Origin of the sequence: Paracoccus sp. (in: a-proteobacteria) (assembly GCF_030538655.1) — a bacterium.
Lineage (GTDB): Bacteria > Pseudomonadota > Alphaproteobacteria > Rhodobacterales > Rhodobacteraceae > Paracoccus.
Map to the genome: position 1 here is coordinate 17,484 of NZ_JAUNTO010000027.1, position 14,158 is coordinate 31,641.

Consider the following 14,158-nt stretch of genomic DNA (forward strand, 5'->3'; position numbering starts at 1 on the left):
CCGTTAAACGATAACGGCGCGGACGTGAATATGGCTCTGCCGCTTGCGCCCGGCTTGTGTGCGGCGCAAGATCGCGGGATCAACAACGGGGGTTTGTCATGTCGCTTCTGGATGCTGCGCGCCATGTGCGCGAGGCCGCTTATGCGCCCTATTCGAATTTCAAGGTTGGCGCGGCGGTGCGCGGTGCCTCGGGGCGCATCTACAGTGGCTGCAACGTCGAAAACGTCGCCTATCCCGAAGGCACCTGCGCCGAGGCAGGGGCCATCGCCGCCATGATCGCCGCCGGAGAAACGCAACTGGTCGAGGTGGCCGTCATCGCCGACAGCCCCCACCCGGTGCCCCCTTGCGGCGGTTGCCGCCAAAAGCTGGCCGAATTCGGGCGCGGCGATACGCCGGTGCTGCTGGCCACCATCGGCGGCGCGACTTTGGCCACCACCATCGGCGAACTGCTGCCGGGCCGGTTCGAGGTCGCGCATATGAGCGGCACGGAATGACCGACGCGCGCAGCATCATCGCTGGGGTTCGCGACGGGCACGGGCTGGATGCGACGGATGCCCGCTGGTTCGCGCGCGGGCTGGCCGATGGCACGGTCGATGATGCACAGGCCGGGGCCTTTGCCATGGCGGTGTTTCTGCGCGGGCTGGACGATGTAGGGCGCGTGGCGCTGACACAGGCGATGCGCGATTCCGGGCAGGTGATCGCATGGGATCTGCCCGGCCCGGTGGTGGACAAGCATTCAACCGGCGGCGTCGGCGATACCGTCAGCCTGATCCTTGCACCGGCGCTTGCGGCCTGCGGGGCTTATGTGCCGATGATCTCGGGCCGGGGGCTGGGCCACACCGGCGGCACGCTGGACAAGATGGAGGCGATCCCCGGTTATCGCACCAGCATTGACCGCGCCACGCTGGACCATGTGCTGCGTCAGGCGGGCTGCGCCATCATCGGCGCGACCGATGACATCGCCCCCGCCGACCGCCGCCTGTATGCGATCCGCGATGTGTCCGGCACGGTCGAAAGCATCGACCTGATTACCGCCTCGATCCTGTCGAAAAAGCTGGCGGCGGGGCTGGATGCGCTGGTGCTGGACGTGAAATGCGGCAATGGCGCGTTCATGCCCGATCTGGGCGCGGCACGCGCGTTGGCCCGGTCGCTGGTCGAGACCGCCAATGGCGCAGGCTGCCGCACCATGGCGCTGATAACCGATATGAACAGCCCGCTGGCCCGCAGCGCCGGGAACGCGGTCGAGGTGGCCGAGGCGATTACCGTATTGACGCGCCCCGATGCCAGCCCGCTATGCACACTGACCATCGCCCTCGGGGCCGAGGCGCTGACCCTTGCTGGTCTCGCCACCACGGCGGATGAAGGCGCAGCCAAGATTCAGCGCGCCCTAGATAGCGGAGCCGCCGCCGACCGCTTTGCCCGTATGGTCGCGGCACTTGGCGGCCCGCCTGATCTGATCGAGCGTCCCGGCGACTATCTGCCCCGCGCGCCCGCGAATTTCAGCGCCCCGCAAACCGGCCATGTCGCCGCCGTCGATACCCGCGCCATCGGCGATCTGGCCGTCCATATGGGTGCAGGCCGTCTGCGCAGCGGCGATCAGATCGACCCCCGCGTCGGCTTTGACGGCCTTGCCCGTGTGGGCGATCCGGTGACCCCGGACCATCCCATCGGCCGCGCTCTGTCCACCACGCCGCAAGAGTCCGAAGCCGCCTTTAACCGTTTGCAATCGTGTTACACCCTGTCGCCCGGCCCCGTTCCCCCAGCCCCGCTGATCCTTGACCGGATCACGGCTTAAGGGTTTCCTGTTTGCCCAAATACGCATGAAAGCAACGCTGATGACTCGCGCATTCCTGATCGTCATGGACTCGGCCGGTATCGGTGGCGCGCCCGATGCGGACCAGTTCTTTAACGAGGGCCGTCCCGACACCGGCGCCAATACCATCGGCCATATCGCCAAGGCCCGCCCGCTGCATATGCCGAACCTCGACCGGCTTGGCCTTGGCGCGGCGATCAAGCTGGCCTCGGGGCTGGACGCGCCCGGCCTTGGCGCGCAACCGCAGGGCCTGTGGGGTGCCGCGACCGAAGTGTCGATGGGCAAGGACACCCCCTCGGGTCACTGGGAAATCGCCGGGGTGCCGGTGCCGTGGGATTGGCACGTGTTCCCGAACACCCGGCCCGCCTTTCCGCCTGACCTGACCGCCCGCATCTGCGAACTGGCCGGGACGGATGGCACTCTGGGCAACCGCTACGCCTCTGGCACCGAGATCATCGAGGATCTGGGCGAGGAACATCTGCGAACCGGCTGGCCGATCTGCTACACCTCGGTCGACAGCGTGCTGCAAATCGCCGCGCATGTGGATGCCTTCGGGCTGGATCGCCTGCTGACCTTGTGCGAAACGCTCGCCCCCATCGTTCACGCCATGCGCGTCGGCCGCGTGATCGCTCGCCCGTTCGAGGGCGCGCCCGGCGCCTTTCGCCGCACCCCCGACCGCCACGATTACGCTATCGCCCCGCCCGGCGACACCATTCTGGACATCGCGGCGGGGGAAGGTCGCGCCACCCACGCCATCGGCAAAATCGGCGACATCTTCAGCCATCGCGGCATCGGGCGGCTGCACAAGGGCCGCTCTGACGCTGATCTGGCCAACCACCTGATCCGACTGGCGGATGAGGCCGAACCCGGCAGCCTGACCTTCGCCAATTTCGTCGAATTTGACAGTATCTATGGCCATCGCCGCGACGTGCAGGGCTATGCGCAGGCGCTGGAATGGTTCGACACCGTGGCGGGTCGGCTGATCGCGGCGTTGCGCCCCGGCGATCTGGCGATCTTTACCGCCGATCACGGCAATGACCCGACCTGGCACGGCACCGACCACACGCGCGAACGGGTGCCGGTGCTGGGTGCAGGCGTCGGGCCGCGCGCCATCGGGCAGGTCGGTTATGCCGACATCGGCGCGTCGGTGATGGCGCATCTGGGTCTGCCTGCTCCGAAATACGGACGCTCATTTCTATGAAGAAAATCGAACTACATCTGCATCTGGAAGGTGCCGCACCGCCCGCGTTCATCCGGGGTCTGGCCGCCGAAAAGCGTGCCGATCTGCCCGCCATTTTCGATCAGCATGGTCATTACGCCTACAAGGATTTCCACGACTTCCTGCGTGTTTATGAGGCTGCGACGGCGCTGATCCAGACCCCGCAGGATTACGCCCGCCTGCTGGCCGTGGTGCTGGAAAACTGTGCCGAAAACGGGGTGATCTATGCCGAACTGTTCGTTTCGCCCGAGTTTTGCGGCGGTGCTGATCTGCCCGCATGGCGCGACTATCTGGCCGCGATGGAGGAAACCGCCGACCGGATGCGCGCGCATGGCATCGACAGCCGCGCCATTGTAACCCCGATCCGCCATTTCGGCCCCGAACGTGCCCGCAAATCCGCCATCTGCGCGGCGGAAACGGCGGGCGGCTGGGTTACGGGGCTGGGCCTTGGCGGGGCAGAAGCCGTCGGCAAAGCCACTGATTTCGCATGGAGTTTCGACTGCGCGCGCGAAGCCGGGCTGGGCTTGACCTGCCACGCCGGCGAATGGGGCGGCCCGGACAGCATCCGGCAGGCGCTGGCCCTCGGCGTCAGCCGCATCGGCCACGGCGTCCGCGCCATCGAGGACGCCGCGCTGGTCCGTGATCTGGTGGAACAGGGGGTGACGTTGGAGGTTTGTCCGGGGTCAAACATCGCGCTTGGCCTCTATCCTGATTGGCCCGCGCATCCCATCGCCCGGCTGGCTGACGCGGGCGTTCGTGTGACCGTTTCGACGGACGACCCACCGTTTTTTCACACCACGATGGTGCAGGAATACGACCGCCTCGCCGACGCCTTCGGCTGGGGTGACGCCGAATTTCGCCAGATCAATCAATGGGCTGCCGACGCAGCCTTTTGTGACGCCGCCACCCGTGACCGCCTGCGAAAGGAGTTCGAATGACCACCCCTCACCTGACCGTAATCGACCACCCGCTGGTGCAGCACAAGCTGACCATCATGCGGCAGAAAGACACCTCAACCAACGGTTTTCGCAGGCTTTTACGCGAAATCAGCCTGCTTTTGGCCTACGAGGTGACGCGTGAACTGGAACTGACCACGACCCGCATCGAAACCCCCATGTGCGAAATGGACGCCCCGCAGATCGAGGGCAAAAAGCTGGCGCTGATTTCCATTCTGCGGGCGGGGAACGGTCTGCTGGACGGCATTCTTGAACTGATCCCGGCGGCGCGGGTCGGCTTTATCGGGCTGTATCGCGACCCGGAAACCCTGCAACCCGTCAAATATTACTCAAAAGTTCCAAAAGAACTTGATGCGCGCATGACCATCGTCGTCGATCCGATGCTGGCCACCGGAAATTCTTCGGTGGCGGCACTGGATATGCTCAAGGCCGAGGGGGCGAAAAACCTGCGTTTTCTGTGCCTTCTGGCCGCGCCCGAGGGGGTGGAGCGGATGCGGCAAGCCCACCCGGACGTGCCGATCTTTACAGCCGCTCTGGATGAAAAACTGAACGATCATGGCTATATCGTGCCCGGTCTGGGCGATGCGGGCGACCGGATGTTCGGCACGAAATAGGCCGCGTTAACCCCTGCTTATCGCTTTTGGCCTAAGTCTGATCCAAGTGGAACGAATCAGGTGGGCTGGGCGTGTTGGGGCGTGTGTGCAGGATCATTTTGGCGGCAATGGCGGTGTGCTGGGGCGGTGCGGCTTGGGCCGAACCACGCCCGGCCGAAATGCCGCCGCCAGATTTTGTCAGCGCGCAATATATCGACAGCCGGGGCTGTGTTTTCCAGCGCCATGATGGCCGCTGGCGTGCCCGTCTGGGGCCGGATGACCAGCCCGTTTGCGGTTTTCCTCCTTCGACCGTATTGCGTCGCGTCGATTCCGGTGTGCTGCCGCGAATGCCTGAACCGGCGCCGATCAGCCCGGAACAGCGGTTGATGGCCACGCTGGCGGCTGGCTTGCGTGATGGCGAACTGACCGATGACCGCGCCCTGCGCGAAGAAATTCGCCCGGCCGCCCCGACGCCGCGCCCCGCCAGCGGCCCTTTGGCCGAACTGGATGCGATGGTTGCGGCTGCCCCGGCGCTGCGTGCCGGTATGACGGCGGGGCTGCGCCCGAACGACCGGCTTTGTGCCCTGCTGGGATATGAAGGGCAGGGGCGTCGTTTGCCGACATTGGGCCATGACGTGACGCAGGGCTTTTGCGCCGGGCTGACCGCGCCTGAACTGGCGCCGATGCCAGTGGCAAATGCCCGCGTTGCCAAGGCGCAAATCGGTATGCTCGCCACAAAATCCCGCCAATCCCCCGCCGCATCCACTGATATTGCGCCATCATCGACGTCGCGTCGTCAGGCGACGGCACCGCATCGCGCAACTGCGGCCAAGGCGGATGCGCCCTTGGCTGTGCGGCGCCCGCAACCGCTGCGCCCGGAAATGGTGCCTGCTTCGGCCCGATATGTGCTGATGGGCCGATTTGCCGATCAAAAGGCGGCTGATGATGTGATCGCGCGCCTGACCGCTTTGGGCTATCCGGTGTCCCGTGGCAAATCCAGGGTCAATGGCACCGATGCTGTGGCGGTTTTGGCTGGCCCGTTGTCGGACCGCCAGTCGGTGATCGCGGCCCTGAACGATCTGCGCGGGCGCGGCTATCGCAGTGCGGTGGCGCAATAGCTCTCAGTCGCAGATCTGCTGTAACGCCTGCCACTGCGGTTCGGTCAGCAAGGGCACGGTGATCGTGCCGGGCCGGATCGGATCAGCCTCAATCAGACCCAGAACCGTTTCGCCGCTTGGGTCCACAGATCGCGCATAGGGCTGACTGGAAATGCCAGCCGTCGTGAATGCTGCCAGCATGGTTTCATCATCCGGGCGCGGGGCAGGGTGCGACAGGATTTCTTCGCCATAACCGGGCAGCGCCCCTTTGGGTAACTGCCCTGAAGTCAACAGCGTCAGCGCCGCCCGAGGGCCAGCACGGCGCAAGGCGGCCAACAGCACATCATCATCGTCAGCCTCCAGCGCGGCGGCCAGCAGATGTCCGGCCAGCGCATCGACCGAAGACCCGTCAGCCAGCAGATTGATGCCAACCACGAACAGGTCGCCCGGCAATCGCCGCGCGCCTGAAACCGTTGCCGGAACCACAACCACCCGCGCCCCCTGACCCAGCAAGCGCGGCCCCAGATGCGCCAGAACGGCATCGCCCCCGTCACGATGACACGCCGCGCCGGTGGATCGCTCGATCTCGTTCAGAACATGCCGCCCAATCTCGGCGGTCTGTGCAGGCGGCGCGATCCGGGTGGCGTGGCGCACCAGAGCATCCGGCAGCCACAGCACCGCAGCCAGCAGCATGGCCACCGCTGCCAGTGCCGTCAGACCGCCGCGCACGCGGCCCGGATGACCGCGCCGTGTTTCAATCGCCTTATGCACCCGCTCGATCGCGCCGATCATCAAGGCATCGTCGATTTCCAGCCGCTCATCGCGGCCTTGGCCACCGGGACCATAAACCGCAGGCAGCCGACCTGGGTTCAGCCGTGTCACCGCAGGCAAGGACCAATGCGACAAGGGCGTTTCGGATTTTGGGTCTTTCAGGATCAGCGTGGCATCGCCAACCGACACGACGACTTCGCGCGCCCGCGCTTCGGGCGTGACGCGCCAGTTTCCGGCGGCTTCCAGCCGTTCAAATTCCGTCAGCGCCGTCATGCCCGCAAGGTCTTTCGCCCCGTCATTCACCCCACCCTGACCATAGCCAGCCAAGACGCCGGGTCAATCGCGCGCGGGTGCCAGCCGTTTGCTGTTCGCCTAAACAGGCATCTTTGGGCGTGGCCTTAGTCAGCTTCGGGAACACTCATCCCCTTGTCGCGGGCCAGAACGCGCATCCGGTCCTGCAATTTCTCAAAGGCACGCACCTCAATCTGGCGGATGCGTTCGCGCGACACGTCATAGCGGCCAGACAGATCCTCCAGCGTCATCGGATCGTCGCGCAGGCGGCGCTCCATCAGGATGTCGCGTTCGCGGTCGGTCAGCACGTCCATCGCCCGAGCCAGCATTTCGCGCCGGGTGCCCAATTCGTCTGCCTCGGCATAGGATTCGGCCTGATTGGCGTCTTCATCCTCCAGCCAGTCCTGCCACTGCGCGGTGGATTCCCCGTCGCCAGCCCCGACCTGCGCATTCAGCGAGGCATCGCCGCCCGACAGGCGGCGGTTCATGTCGATGACCTCTTGTTCGGTCACGTTCAGGTCATGGGCGATCTGGGCGACGTTTTCGGGGCGCAGGTCGCCTTCCTCTAACGCGCCGATGCGGGATTTGGCCTTGCGCAGATTGAAAAACAGCTTTTTCTGGGCACTCGTGGTGCCCATCTTCACCAGCGACCACGACCGCAGGATATATTCCTGGATCGAGGCCCTGATCCACCACATCGCATAGGTCGCCAGCCGGAAGCCCTTTTCCGGGTCAAAGCGTTTCACTGCCTGCATCAGCCCGACGTTCGCTTCGGAAATCACCTCGGCCTGCGGCAAGCCATAGCCGCGATAGCCCATGGCGATCTTGGCCGCCAGCCGCAGATGCGATGTCACCAGCTTATGCGCTGCCGCACTGTCTTCGTGATCGGCCCAAGCCTTGGCCAGCATATATTCCTCTTCCGGTTCCAGCAGCGGAAAGCGGCGGATCTCCTGAAGATAGCGGTTCAGGCCCTGTTCGGGGCTGGGGGCGGGAAGACTGGTATAATTGGCCATGACAACAACTTTCGCGGGTGTGGTATGAACGCGGGACGGCAGCTTATGGTTCCGCCCCGCGCAGTGCGGCCAGCAAACCGGCCATATCGTCGGGCAGCGGACTGTCGAATTCCAGATGCGCCCCCGTCACTGGATGGGCAAAGCCCAGATGCGCCGCGTGCAGCGCCTGACGTGGGAAAGCCGCAACCGTTGCTGCCGCCGCACCCAGAGACCGGACCGAGGCCCGGCGCGATCCACCATAGACCGGATCGCCGATCAGCGGCAGTCCGCAATGGGTCAGATGCACGCGGATTTGATGCGTGCGCCCAGTTTCCAGCCGGCATTCCACCAGCATGGCGGCAGGCGGGGTGCCGAATGCCTCGATCATCCGCGCCCGCGTTACCGCGTGCCGCCCCCGGTCGAAAAACACCGCCTGCCGCTGCCGGTCGCTGGCGTGGCGGTCCAGCCGGGTGGTGATGCGCAGCACGCCGCCATCCTCGAAGGCGGTGCCGGGCAGGCCGCGCAACCGCGCGTCACCCGCGTCGATCACCCCATGCGCCAGCGCCAGATAGCGGCGGGCCGCCGTATGCGCCTCGAACTGCGCGGCAAGGCCGTGATGGGCGCGGTCGTTTTTGGCGGCGACCAGCAGGCCCGAGGTGTCCTTGTCGATACGATGCACGATGCCGGGCCGCCGCGCGCCGCCGATGCCCGACAGGCTGTCGCCGCAATGGGCCAGCAGCGCGTTGACCAGCGTGCCGTCGGGGCTGCCCGGCGCGGGGTGGACAACCATGCCGGCGGGTTTGTCGATCACGATCAGGTCATCGTCCTCGTAGACGATGTTCAGCGGGATTGCCTGCGGGCGAGTTTCCACAGGCTCGGGTTCGGGCAGGCTGATGCGCAGATCCAACCCGCCGGTGATCCGCGCCTTGCCGTCGCGCATCGGGCCATCGGGACCAATGACCGCGCCATCAGCGATCAGCCGCGCCAGACGTGATCGCGACAGGGCCGCATCCTCTGGCACTGCGCTGGCAAGCGCCTTATCAAGCCGTTCGGGCGGTCCTTCGGGGATGGTAACGAAAAGGTCGGGCATGGCTGACGATCATAACGACTGGCGCGAGACGGCGAAAGCCGTGCCGGAATTGGGATTTCTGCGGATGCTGGTCACGGCGCTCAGCGTGGTCATGGGGCTTGGCATGATCGCCATCGTGGCGATCCTGTGGCTGCGGCTTGGCGGCGGTGCGCCTTTGCCGGAGCTGCCGGCGCAGATCGCGCTGCCCGAGGGGCAGACCGCCGCCGCCGTCACCTTTGCCCGCGACTGGATCGTGGTGGTGACGGAGAGCGGACAGGTGCTGCTGTATGACCGGGCAGGCGCGCTGCGCGACAGCGTTCAGCCCTGATCCGCGCCTTTGCTGTCCAGTGCGTCCAGACGGGCGCGCAGTTCGGTGTTTTCGGCCCGCGCCTTGATCGCCATTTCGCGCACTGCCTCGAATTCTTCGCGGGTGACGAAATCGCGTTCCGCCAGCCAGCGGTCGATCCATGATTTCATCGCGGTTTCGGCCTCGCTCCGGGCGCCCTGAGCCACGCCCATGGCGTTTGTCATCAGCCTGGACAGGTCGTCGAAGATGCGGTTTTGCGCGCTCATGTCGTGGTCCTTTCACGGTTTGCCGTGATATGGGGCGCGGGCGAGGCGTGGTCAATGGCGCGGGTTGACACGGCCCGCCGCCGCCTTATCCCTTCACCGATACAAGGAGCCGCGATGATCCCCTTTCCCGACATTTCCCCCGATCTTGTCACGATCCGCATTGGTGACTGGGCCTTTCCGATCCGCTGGTATGCGCTGGCCTATCTGGCCGGGCTGCTGATCGGCTGGCGGGCGATCATCGCGATGATGCGCCGCCCGGCGATCTGGGGCGGACAGGCCCCGATGCGGCCTGAACAGGTCGATGATCTGCTGACATGGATCATTCTGGGCGTCGTCATCGGCGGACGGCTGGGTTTTGTGTTGTTCTATGAACCGGCCTATTATCTGGCCAATCCGGGGCAGATATTACAGGTCTGGCAGGGCGGCATGTCGTTTCATGGCGGGTTTCTGGGCGTCGTGATCGCCGCGGCGCTCTATGCCCGCGCGCAGGGCATCGCGCCGTTGCGGCTGGCTGATTCGCTTGCGGTGGTTGCGCCAGTCGGGTTGTTTTTCGGCCGTATTGCCAATTTCATCAATGCCGAGCTGTGGGGCCGCCCGACCGATGCGCCCTGGAGGGTGATTTTCCCCGGCGAGGCCGCGCAGCATTGCCCCGGCATCACCGGCCCCTGCGCCCGTCACCCCAGCCAGCTGTATGAGGCCGGGTTGGAGGGGCTGGCCCTGGGGCTGATCCTGCTGCTGCTGGTGCGCGCGGGTGGCCTGCGCCGTCCGGGGCTGGCGCTTGGCGTGTTTTTGGCCGGCTATGCCGCCGCGCGCATCTTTGTCGAGTTTTTCCGGCAGGCTGACGCCCAGTTCATCACGCCGGACAACCCCTTGGGCCATGTCTTTGCCGGCCTGTCGATGGGGCAGCTTTTGTCGCTGCCGATGCTGCTGATCGGGCTGTTCTTTATCTGGCGCGCGCGGGCGGCATGACCGCGCTGGCGGCGATCCTTGCAGGGCGTATCCGCGCCGAGGGGCCGATGACGCTGGCCGATTACATGCAGACCTGTCTGCTGCATCCCGACCATGGCTATTACGCCACGCACGATCCGTTCGGGCAGGCTGGCGATTTTGTGACCGCCCCGGAAATCCACCAGATGTTCGGCGAGTTGTGCGGGCTGGCCTTGGCGCAGGCCTGGCTGGATCAGGGCTGCCCCGCGCCTTTTACGCTGGCCGAGATCGGGCCGGGGCGCGGCACGCTGATGGCCGATGCGCTGCGCGCCATCCGTGTGGTGCCCGGCATGGCCGAGGCCGCGCAGGTCACGCTGATCGAGGTCTCGCCGCATCTGCGGCAGGTGCAGCGCGACCGGCTGGCTCAGGTGCTGCATCTGGACCGCGCCGAGGATCTGCCCGATCAGCCGCTGTTCCTGATCGCGAACGAGTTTTTTGATGCGCTGCCGATTCGCCAGTTTCGGCACAACGGGCAGGCTTGGGCGGAAACCATGGTTGCGCTGGACGGCGGGCGGCTGGCCTTTGCGCTGTCACCGCCGGTGCCGCTGGCGCGGGCGGGCCGTGCGGGCGATGTGCATGAAATCTGCTCCGCCGCGCCGGGGATCGTGGCCGCGATTGCGGGCCGGATCGCGGCACATGGCGGGGCGGCGATCCTTATCGACTATGGCAATTGGGACGGGCAGGGCGACACGTTTCAGGCGTTGCGCCACCATGCCCCCGTCGATCCGCTGGCCGAGCCGGGGCTGGCCGATCTGACGGCGCATGTTGATTTCGCCCCGCTGGCGCGGTCGGCGCGGTCGGTGGGGGCGCAGGTGTCGGCGATGGAAACGCAGGGCGACTGGCTGCGCGCGCTTGGCGCGGGGCAGCGGGCGGCGCGGTTGGCGGCGGCGGGCGATGCGGGGGCGGATGCCGCGTTGAAACGCTTGACCGACCCGGCAGAAATGGGACAGTTGTTCAAGGTGCTGGCCATCTGGCCGCAAGGCGCCCCCCCCGTCCCCGGAACAAAGGTGCTGGACGAGGATGCAGACAATGCTTGAAATCCTGACTCATCCCCTGCTGGGGGGGCTGCGGCACGGGTTCTTTACCCGCAAGGGCGGCGCGTCCTCGGGGCTGTATGCGGGGCTGAACTGTGGCCGCGGCTCGGGCGATCTGGCCGAGATCGTGGCCGTCAACCGTCGCCGCGTGGCCGAGGCCATGGGCGTGGCGCCCGACGATCTGGTGACGGCGCATCAGGTGCATTCGCCCGATGTCGTGACGATTGCCGAAGGCGACGCCCCCGACCAGATCGCGCAGATTCAGGCCGACGCGCTGGTGACGGCGTGCCCCGGTCTTGCGCTGGCGGTGCTGACCGCCGATTGCCAGCCGGTGCTGCTGGCCGATCCGGATGCAGGGGTGATCGGCGCCGCCCACGCCGGGTGGAAGGGCGCGATGAACGGTGTGCTGGATGCCGTGGTCGATGCCATGCGCGCCGCCGGTGCCGAAAACATCCGCGCCGTGATCGGGCCGACGATCAGTCAGCGCGCCTATGAAGTCGGCTGGGATTTCATGGACAACTTTACCGCCGATGATCCCGAAAACGAACGGTTTTTCGCCGGTGGCCCGAATGGCAAGCCGATGTTCGACCTGCCCTCTTACGGGCTGGCACGGCTGCGCGCCGCCGGAGTGCAGGCGGAATGGAGCGGGCATTGCACCTATTCCGACGAGGCGCGCTTTTTCAGCTTTCGCCGCGCGACACATCGCGGCGAAAAGGACTATGGTCGCCTGATCTCTGCCATCTCGCTGTAAAAGCTGTGGGTGACATCAGGCGGCGGTCTGGCGGCCCATGTTGGGTATCGCGGTCCAGCTGCCTTTGCCGCGCAGCACGGGGAAGGGTTGCAGCAGTTTTGTCAGCACGATGCCGACCACGATACAGGCCACAAGCTGAGCGGCGAACATCAGCGGATAGAGGGGCTGGCTTTCGTGCCATGCCATCGCCATGGCGACACCGGCAAAGATCGTGATCGTCAGCATATGTGAACAGAAGATAACAAAGACATACGGCTCGAACGATTTCAGGGAACTAGCGACGCGCGGCCACCCATTTGCCAGACTGGCACAAAAACGCCAGGCAAGCATCGACAGGGCCAGGCGGTGCAGAATTTCCTGATTGTTACGCGCAATCTCGGGTATCCCGGCTATGATCCCGGTCCGCAGCAGGACATCAGCCGCCAACAGTGCCACGATCAGCCCCCAACCGGGCGTCCAGTTGGCCCGCCCGAAGGCAGCAAGCATGACACCGCCAAGAAAAAATGCCGCGACATACCAGCGGAACAGCACTCCGAGCTGGGGCTGCATCTCGATTGCGACGATCACGACGGCCAGCGTCACCCCGGCCAGCCGCGATTTGCCCAGCAGCAACAGCACCGCCGTGGCATACAGGCAGCACAAAAAGATCTCGCGCAGGAAATGCAGCGGTCCGTTTGCCGGTGCCCCGTGGATCGACAGGAACTGCGAGGTCCAGGCCAGCAGGCCATTGGGCCAGTCAACCAGATCGGTGCCCTTAAGATGATATTTCGCCGCCAGTAAAAGCAGGGCAGGAATGGACCACAGCGCCATAGGCAGGATCAGCGTCATGAACTTGTCAGCCAGCACGCGGGCGACCGAATTCTTGCGCCGGAATGTATAAACAAAAAGAATGCCCGACACGAGGCTGAGAAATGGCACCGAGGCGCGGCCCAGATAATCGACGATGATGAGGGTGAAAATATTCCAGACGGTGCCATGATCGGCAGCCAGAAGGCGTCCCCAGCCCGGCCATATATGCGTGGTCATCATAAAGACGATACACAGAACCCTTGCGATCCGCATGGAGTCTGAGGTCTGTCGGTTGAGTGAGGGCAATTCGGCGAAATTGATGCCGGTCAACTGCGCATGCGGGATGCTGCTGTTAAGGTCAACCATGGTAACTGTCGAACTAAAGATAAAACTGATTAACGGTTTGTTAAGGATTGGTCGGCTAAGATGCCAAGGGAATCAGGGGGAACAGGCGCTTTTTCAACTTATGGAAATGCTGATCGGCGGGGTGGATCATCCCCTGATTGTCATTTGAATATTATGTCCTGGCAGGTATTTCGCTTTCGCTAATAACTGATTCGCGCCCAAGCCGTTTCCTTGCCGGGCAAGCGGGGCTGGCCTCGCCCTTATGCCGGGGCTATAGCTGTGGGTATGAGCGATACCTTGCCCCCGTGCCCCGCCTGTGCCTCGGTCCATACCTATCAGATGGACGCCCTGCTGGTTTGCCCCGAATGCGGCCATGAATGGCAGCCCGGCGCAACCGAAGATAACGTCGCGCGGGTGCGGGACAGCGTGGGCAATATCCTTGCCGATGGCGACACGGTAACGGTCATCAAGGATCTGAAAATCAAGGGGTCGTCGCAGGTGGTCAAGGTCGGCACCAAGGTGCGTGGCATCCGTCTGGTGGCCGGCGATCACGACATCGATTGCAAGATCCCCGGCATCGGCCAGATGGGGCTGAAGTCGCAGTTCGTCAAAAAGGTCGCGGACTGATCCGCCCGGTGCGGCGGGATGGCTTGATTGACGGCCCGGCCTTGGTCGGCTTATCCCTTTGCCCAGAAAAGTTTCGCAGGAAAATCTGCTGCAACTCCAGAGGAGGGGTCTCATGTCCAGCAAATCGCACAAGGGCGGTCCGTTCAGTTGGGACGATCCGTTTTTTCTGGACGATCAACTGACCGAGGATGAGCGGATGGTGCGTGACAGCGCGGCGGCCTTTGCCGCCGACCGGCTGGCCCCGCGGGTCG

Annotated in this window: 16 protein-coding genes and 1 pseudogene; 12 read left to right on the forward strand and 5 right to left on the reverse strand. The window is 64.9% G+C overall.

Annotation, left to right across the window (positions count from 1 at the left end; all coding sequences use genetic code 11):
• Positions 1 to 98: 98 nt before the first annotated feature.
• The 6 genes from Q4G22_RS14095 (at position 99) to Q4G22_RS14120 (ending at position 5,699) form a co-directional block, all read left to right on the forward strand.
• The gene (locus Q4G22_RS14095; protein WP_303386529.1) at positions 99 to 494 is read left to right on the forward strand and encodes a cytidine deaminase; all 396 of its coding nucleotides are present in this window, start codon (positions 99 to 101) and stop codon (positions 492 to 494) included.
• Complete coding sequence (locus tag Q4G22_RS14100; protein ID WP_303386530.1) at positions 491 to 1,795, forward strand: thymidine phosphorylase; 1,305 nt, start codon at positions 491 to 493, stop codon at positions 1,793 to 1,795. The genes Q4G22_RS14095 and Q4G22_RS14100 overlap by 4 nt, the downstream gene beginning before the upstream one ends.
• Positions 1,796 to 1,835: 40 nt before the next feature.
• The gene (locus Q4G22_RS14105) at positions 1,836 to 3,014 is read left to right on the forward strand and encodes a phosphopentomutase (protein WP_303386531.1); all 1,179 of its coding nucleotides are present in this window, start codon (positions 1,836 to 1,838) and stop codon (positions 3,012 to 3,014) included.
• Positions 3,005 to 3,970 (forward strand): adenosine deaminase, encoded by a 966-nt coding sequence (locus Q4G22_RS14110; RefSeq protein WP_303386542.1) that lies wholly within the window; start codon positions 3,005 to 3,007, stop codon positions 3,968 to 3,970. Before Q4G22_RS14105 ends, Q4G22_RS14110 begins: the two co-directional genes overlap by 10 nt.
• Positions 3,967 to 4,602 carry a uracil phosphoribosyltransferase gene (gene upp / locus Q4G22_RS14115; RefSeq protein ID WP_303386532.1) on the forward strand — a complete coding sequence of 212 codons (636 nt, stop codon included), beginning with the start codon at positions 3,967 to 3,969 and terminating at the stop codon, positions 4,600 to 4,602. The genes Q4G22_RS14110 and upp overlap by 4 nt, the downstream gene beginning before the upstream one ends.
• A gap of 107 nt (positions 4,603 to 4,709) precedes the next feature.
• Positions 4,710 to 5,699, forward strand: coding sequence for an SPOR domain-containing protein (locus tag Q4G22_RS14120; RefSeq protein WP_303386533.1), 990 nt, complete (start codon positions 4,710 to 4,712; stop codon positions 5,697 to 5,699).
• A 3-nt stretch (positions 5,700 to 5,702) separates the two neighbouring features.
• Here the strand turns inward: Q4G22_RS14120 and Q4G22_RS14125 are convergent, their stop codons facing one another.
• The 3 genes from Q4G22_RS14125 to Q4G22_RS14135 form a co-directional block, all read right to left on the reverse strand.
• Entirely contained in the window at positions 5,703 to 6,776 is a 1,074-nt protein-coding gene (locus tag Q4G22_RS14125; RefSeq protein WP_303386534.1) for a hypothetical protein, read from the reverse strand.
• A gap of 71 nt (positions 6,777 to 6,847) precedes the next feature.
• The gene (rpoH, locus tag Q4G22_RS14130; RefSeq protein WP_303386535.1) at positions 6,848 to 7,753 is read right to left on the reverse strand and encodes an RNA polymerase sigma factor RpoH; all 906 of its coding nucleotides are present in this window, start codon (positions 7,751 to 7,753) and stop codon (positions 6,848 to 6,850) included.
• Positions 7,754 to 7,796: 43 nt separating this feature from the next.
• Positions 7,797 to 8,822 carry an RluA family pseudouridine synthase gene (locus Q4G22_RS14135; RefSeq protein WP_303386536.1) on the reverse strand — a complete coding sequence of 342 codons (1,026 nt, stop codon included), beginning with the start codon at positions 8,820 to 8,822 and terminating at the stop codon, positions 7,797 to 7,799.
• Between Q4G22_RS14135 and Q4G22_RS14140 the strand changes: the two genes are divergently transcribed.
• Entirely contained in the window at positions 8,821 to 9,129 is a 309-nt protein-coding gene (locus tag Q4G22_RS14140; RefSeq protein WP_303386537.1) for a DUF6476 family protein, read from the forward strand. The two genes, Q4G22_RS14135 and Q4G22_RS14140, sit on opposite strands and share 2 nt — an antisense overlap.
• Here the strand turns inward: Q4G22_RS14140 and Q4G22_RS14145 are convergent.
• Positions 9,120 to 9,374: an accessory factor UbiK family protein gene (locus Q4G22_RS14145; protein ID WP_303386538.1), complete on the reverse strand. Its 255-nt coding sequence runs from the start codon at positions 9,372 to 9,374 to the stop codon at positions 9,120 to 9,122. The two genes, Q4G22_RS14140 and Q4G22_RS14145, sit on opposite strands and share 10 nt — an antisense overlap.
• 114 nt (positions 9,375 to 9,488) lie before the next feature.
• Here Q4G22_RS14145 and lgt point away from each other — a divergent pair, with 114 nt between their 5' ends.
• The 3 genes from lgt to pgeF are packed head-to-tail and all read left to right on the forward strand — an operon-like array spanning position 9,489 to position 12,146.
• Positions 9,489 to 10,343, forward strand: coding sequence for a prolipoprotein diacylglyceryl transferase (gene lgt, locus Q4G22_RS14150; protein WP_303386539.1), 855 nt, complete (start codon positions 9,489 to 9,491; stop codon positions 10,341 to 10,343).
• Positions 10,340 to 11,398, forward strand: a complete 1,059-nt coding sequence (locus tag Q4G22_RS14155) for a class I SAM-dependent methyltransferase (protein ID WP_303386540.1) — start codon at positions 10,340 to 10,342, stop codon at positions 11,396 to 11,398. Before lgt ends, Q4G22_RS14155 begins: the two co-directional genes overlap by 4 nt.
• Complete coding sequence (gene pgeF / locus Q4G22_RS14160) at positions 11,391 to 12,146, forward strand: peptidoglycan editing factor PgeF (protein ID WP_303386543.1); 756 nt, start codon at positions 11,391 to 11,393, stop codon at positions 12,144 to 12,146. Before Q4G22_RS14155 ends, pgeF begins: the two co-directional genes overlap by 8 nt.
• A 15-nt stretch (positions 12,147 to 12,161) precedes the next feature.
• Here the strand turns inward: pgeF and Q4G22_RS14165 are convergent, their stop codons facing one another.
• The gene (locus tag Q4G22_RS14165; RefSeq protein ID WP_368661482.1) at positions 12,162 to 13,301 is read right to left on the reverse strand and encodes an acyltransferase; all 1,140 of its coding nucleotides are present in this window, start codon (positions 13,299 to 13,301) and stop codon (positions 12,162 to 12,164) included.
• Positions 13,302 to 13,565: 264 nt separating this feature from the next.
• Here Q4G22_RS14165 and Q4G22_RS14170 point away from each other — a divergent pair, with 264 nt between their 5' ends.
• Positions 13,566 to 13,907, forward strand: coding sequence for a zinc ribbon domain-containing protein YjdM (locus tag Q4G22_RS14170; RefSeq protein WP_303386541.1), 342 nt, complete (start codon positions 13,566 to 13,568; stop codon positions 13,905 to 13,907).
• 112 nt (positions 13,908 to 14,019) lie between these two features.
• Positions 14,020 to 14,158, forward strand: a pseudogene (locus tag Q4G22_RS14175) (acyl-CoA dehydrogenase); the annotation flags it as partial.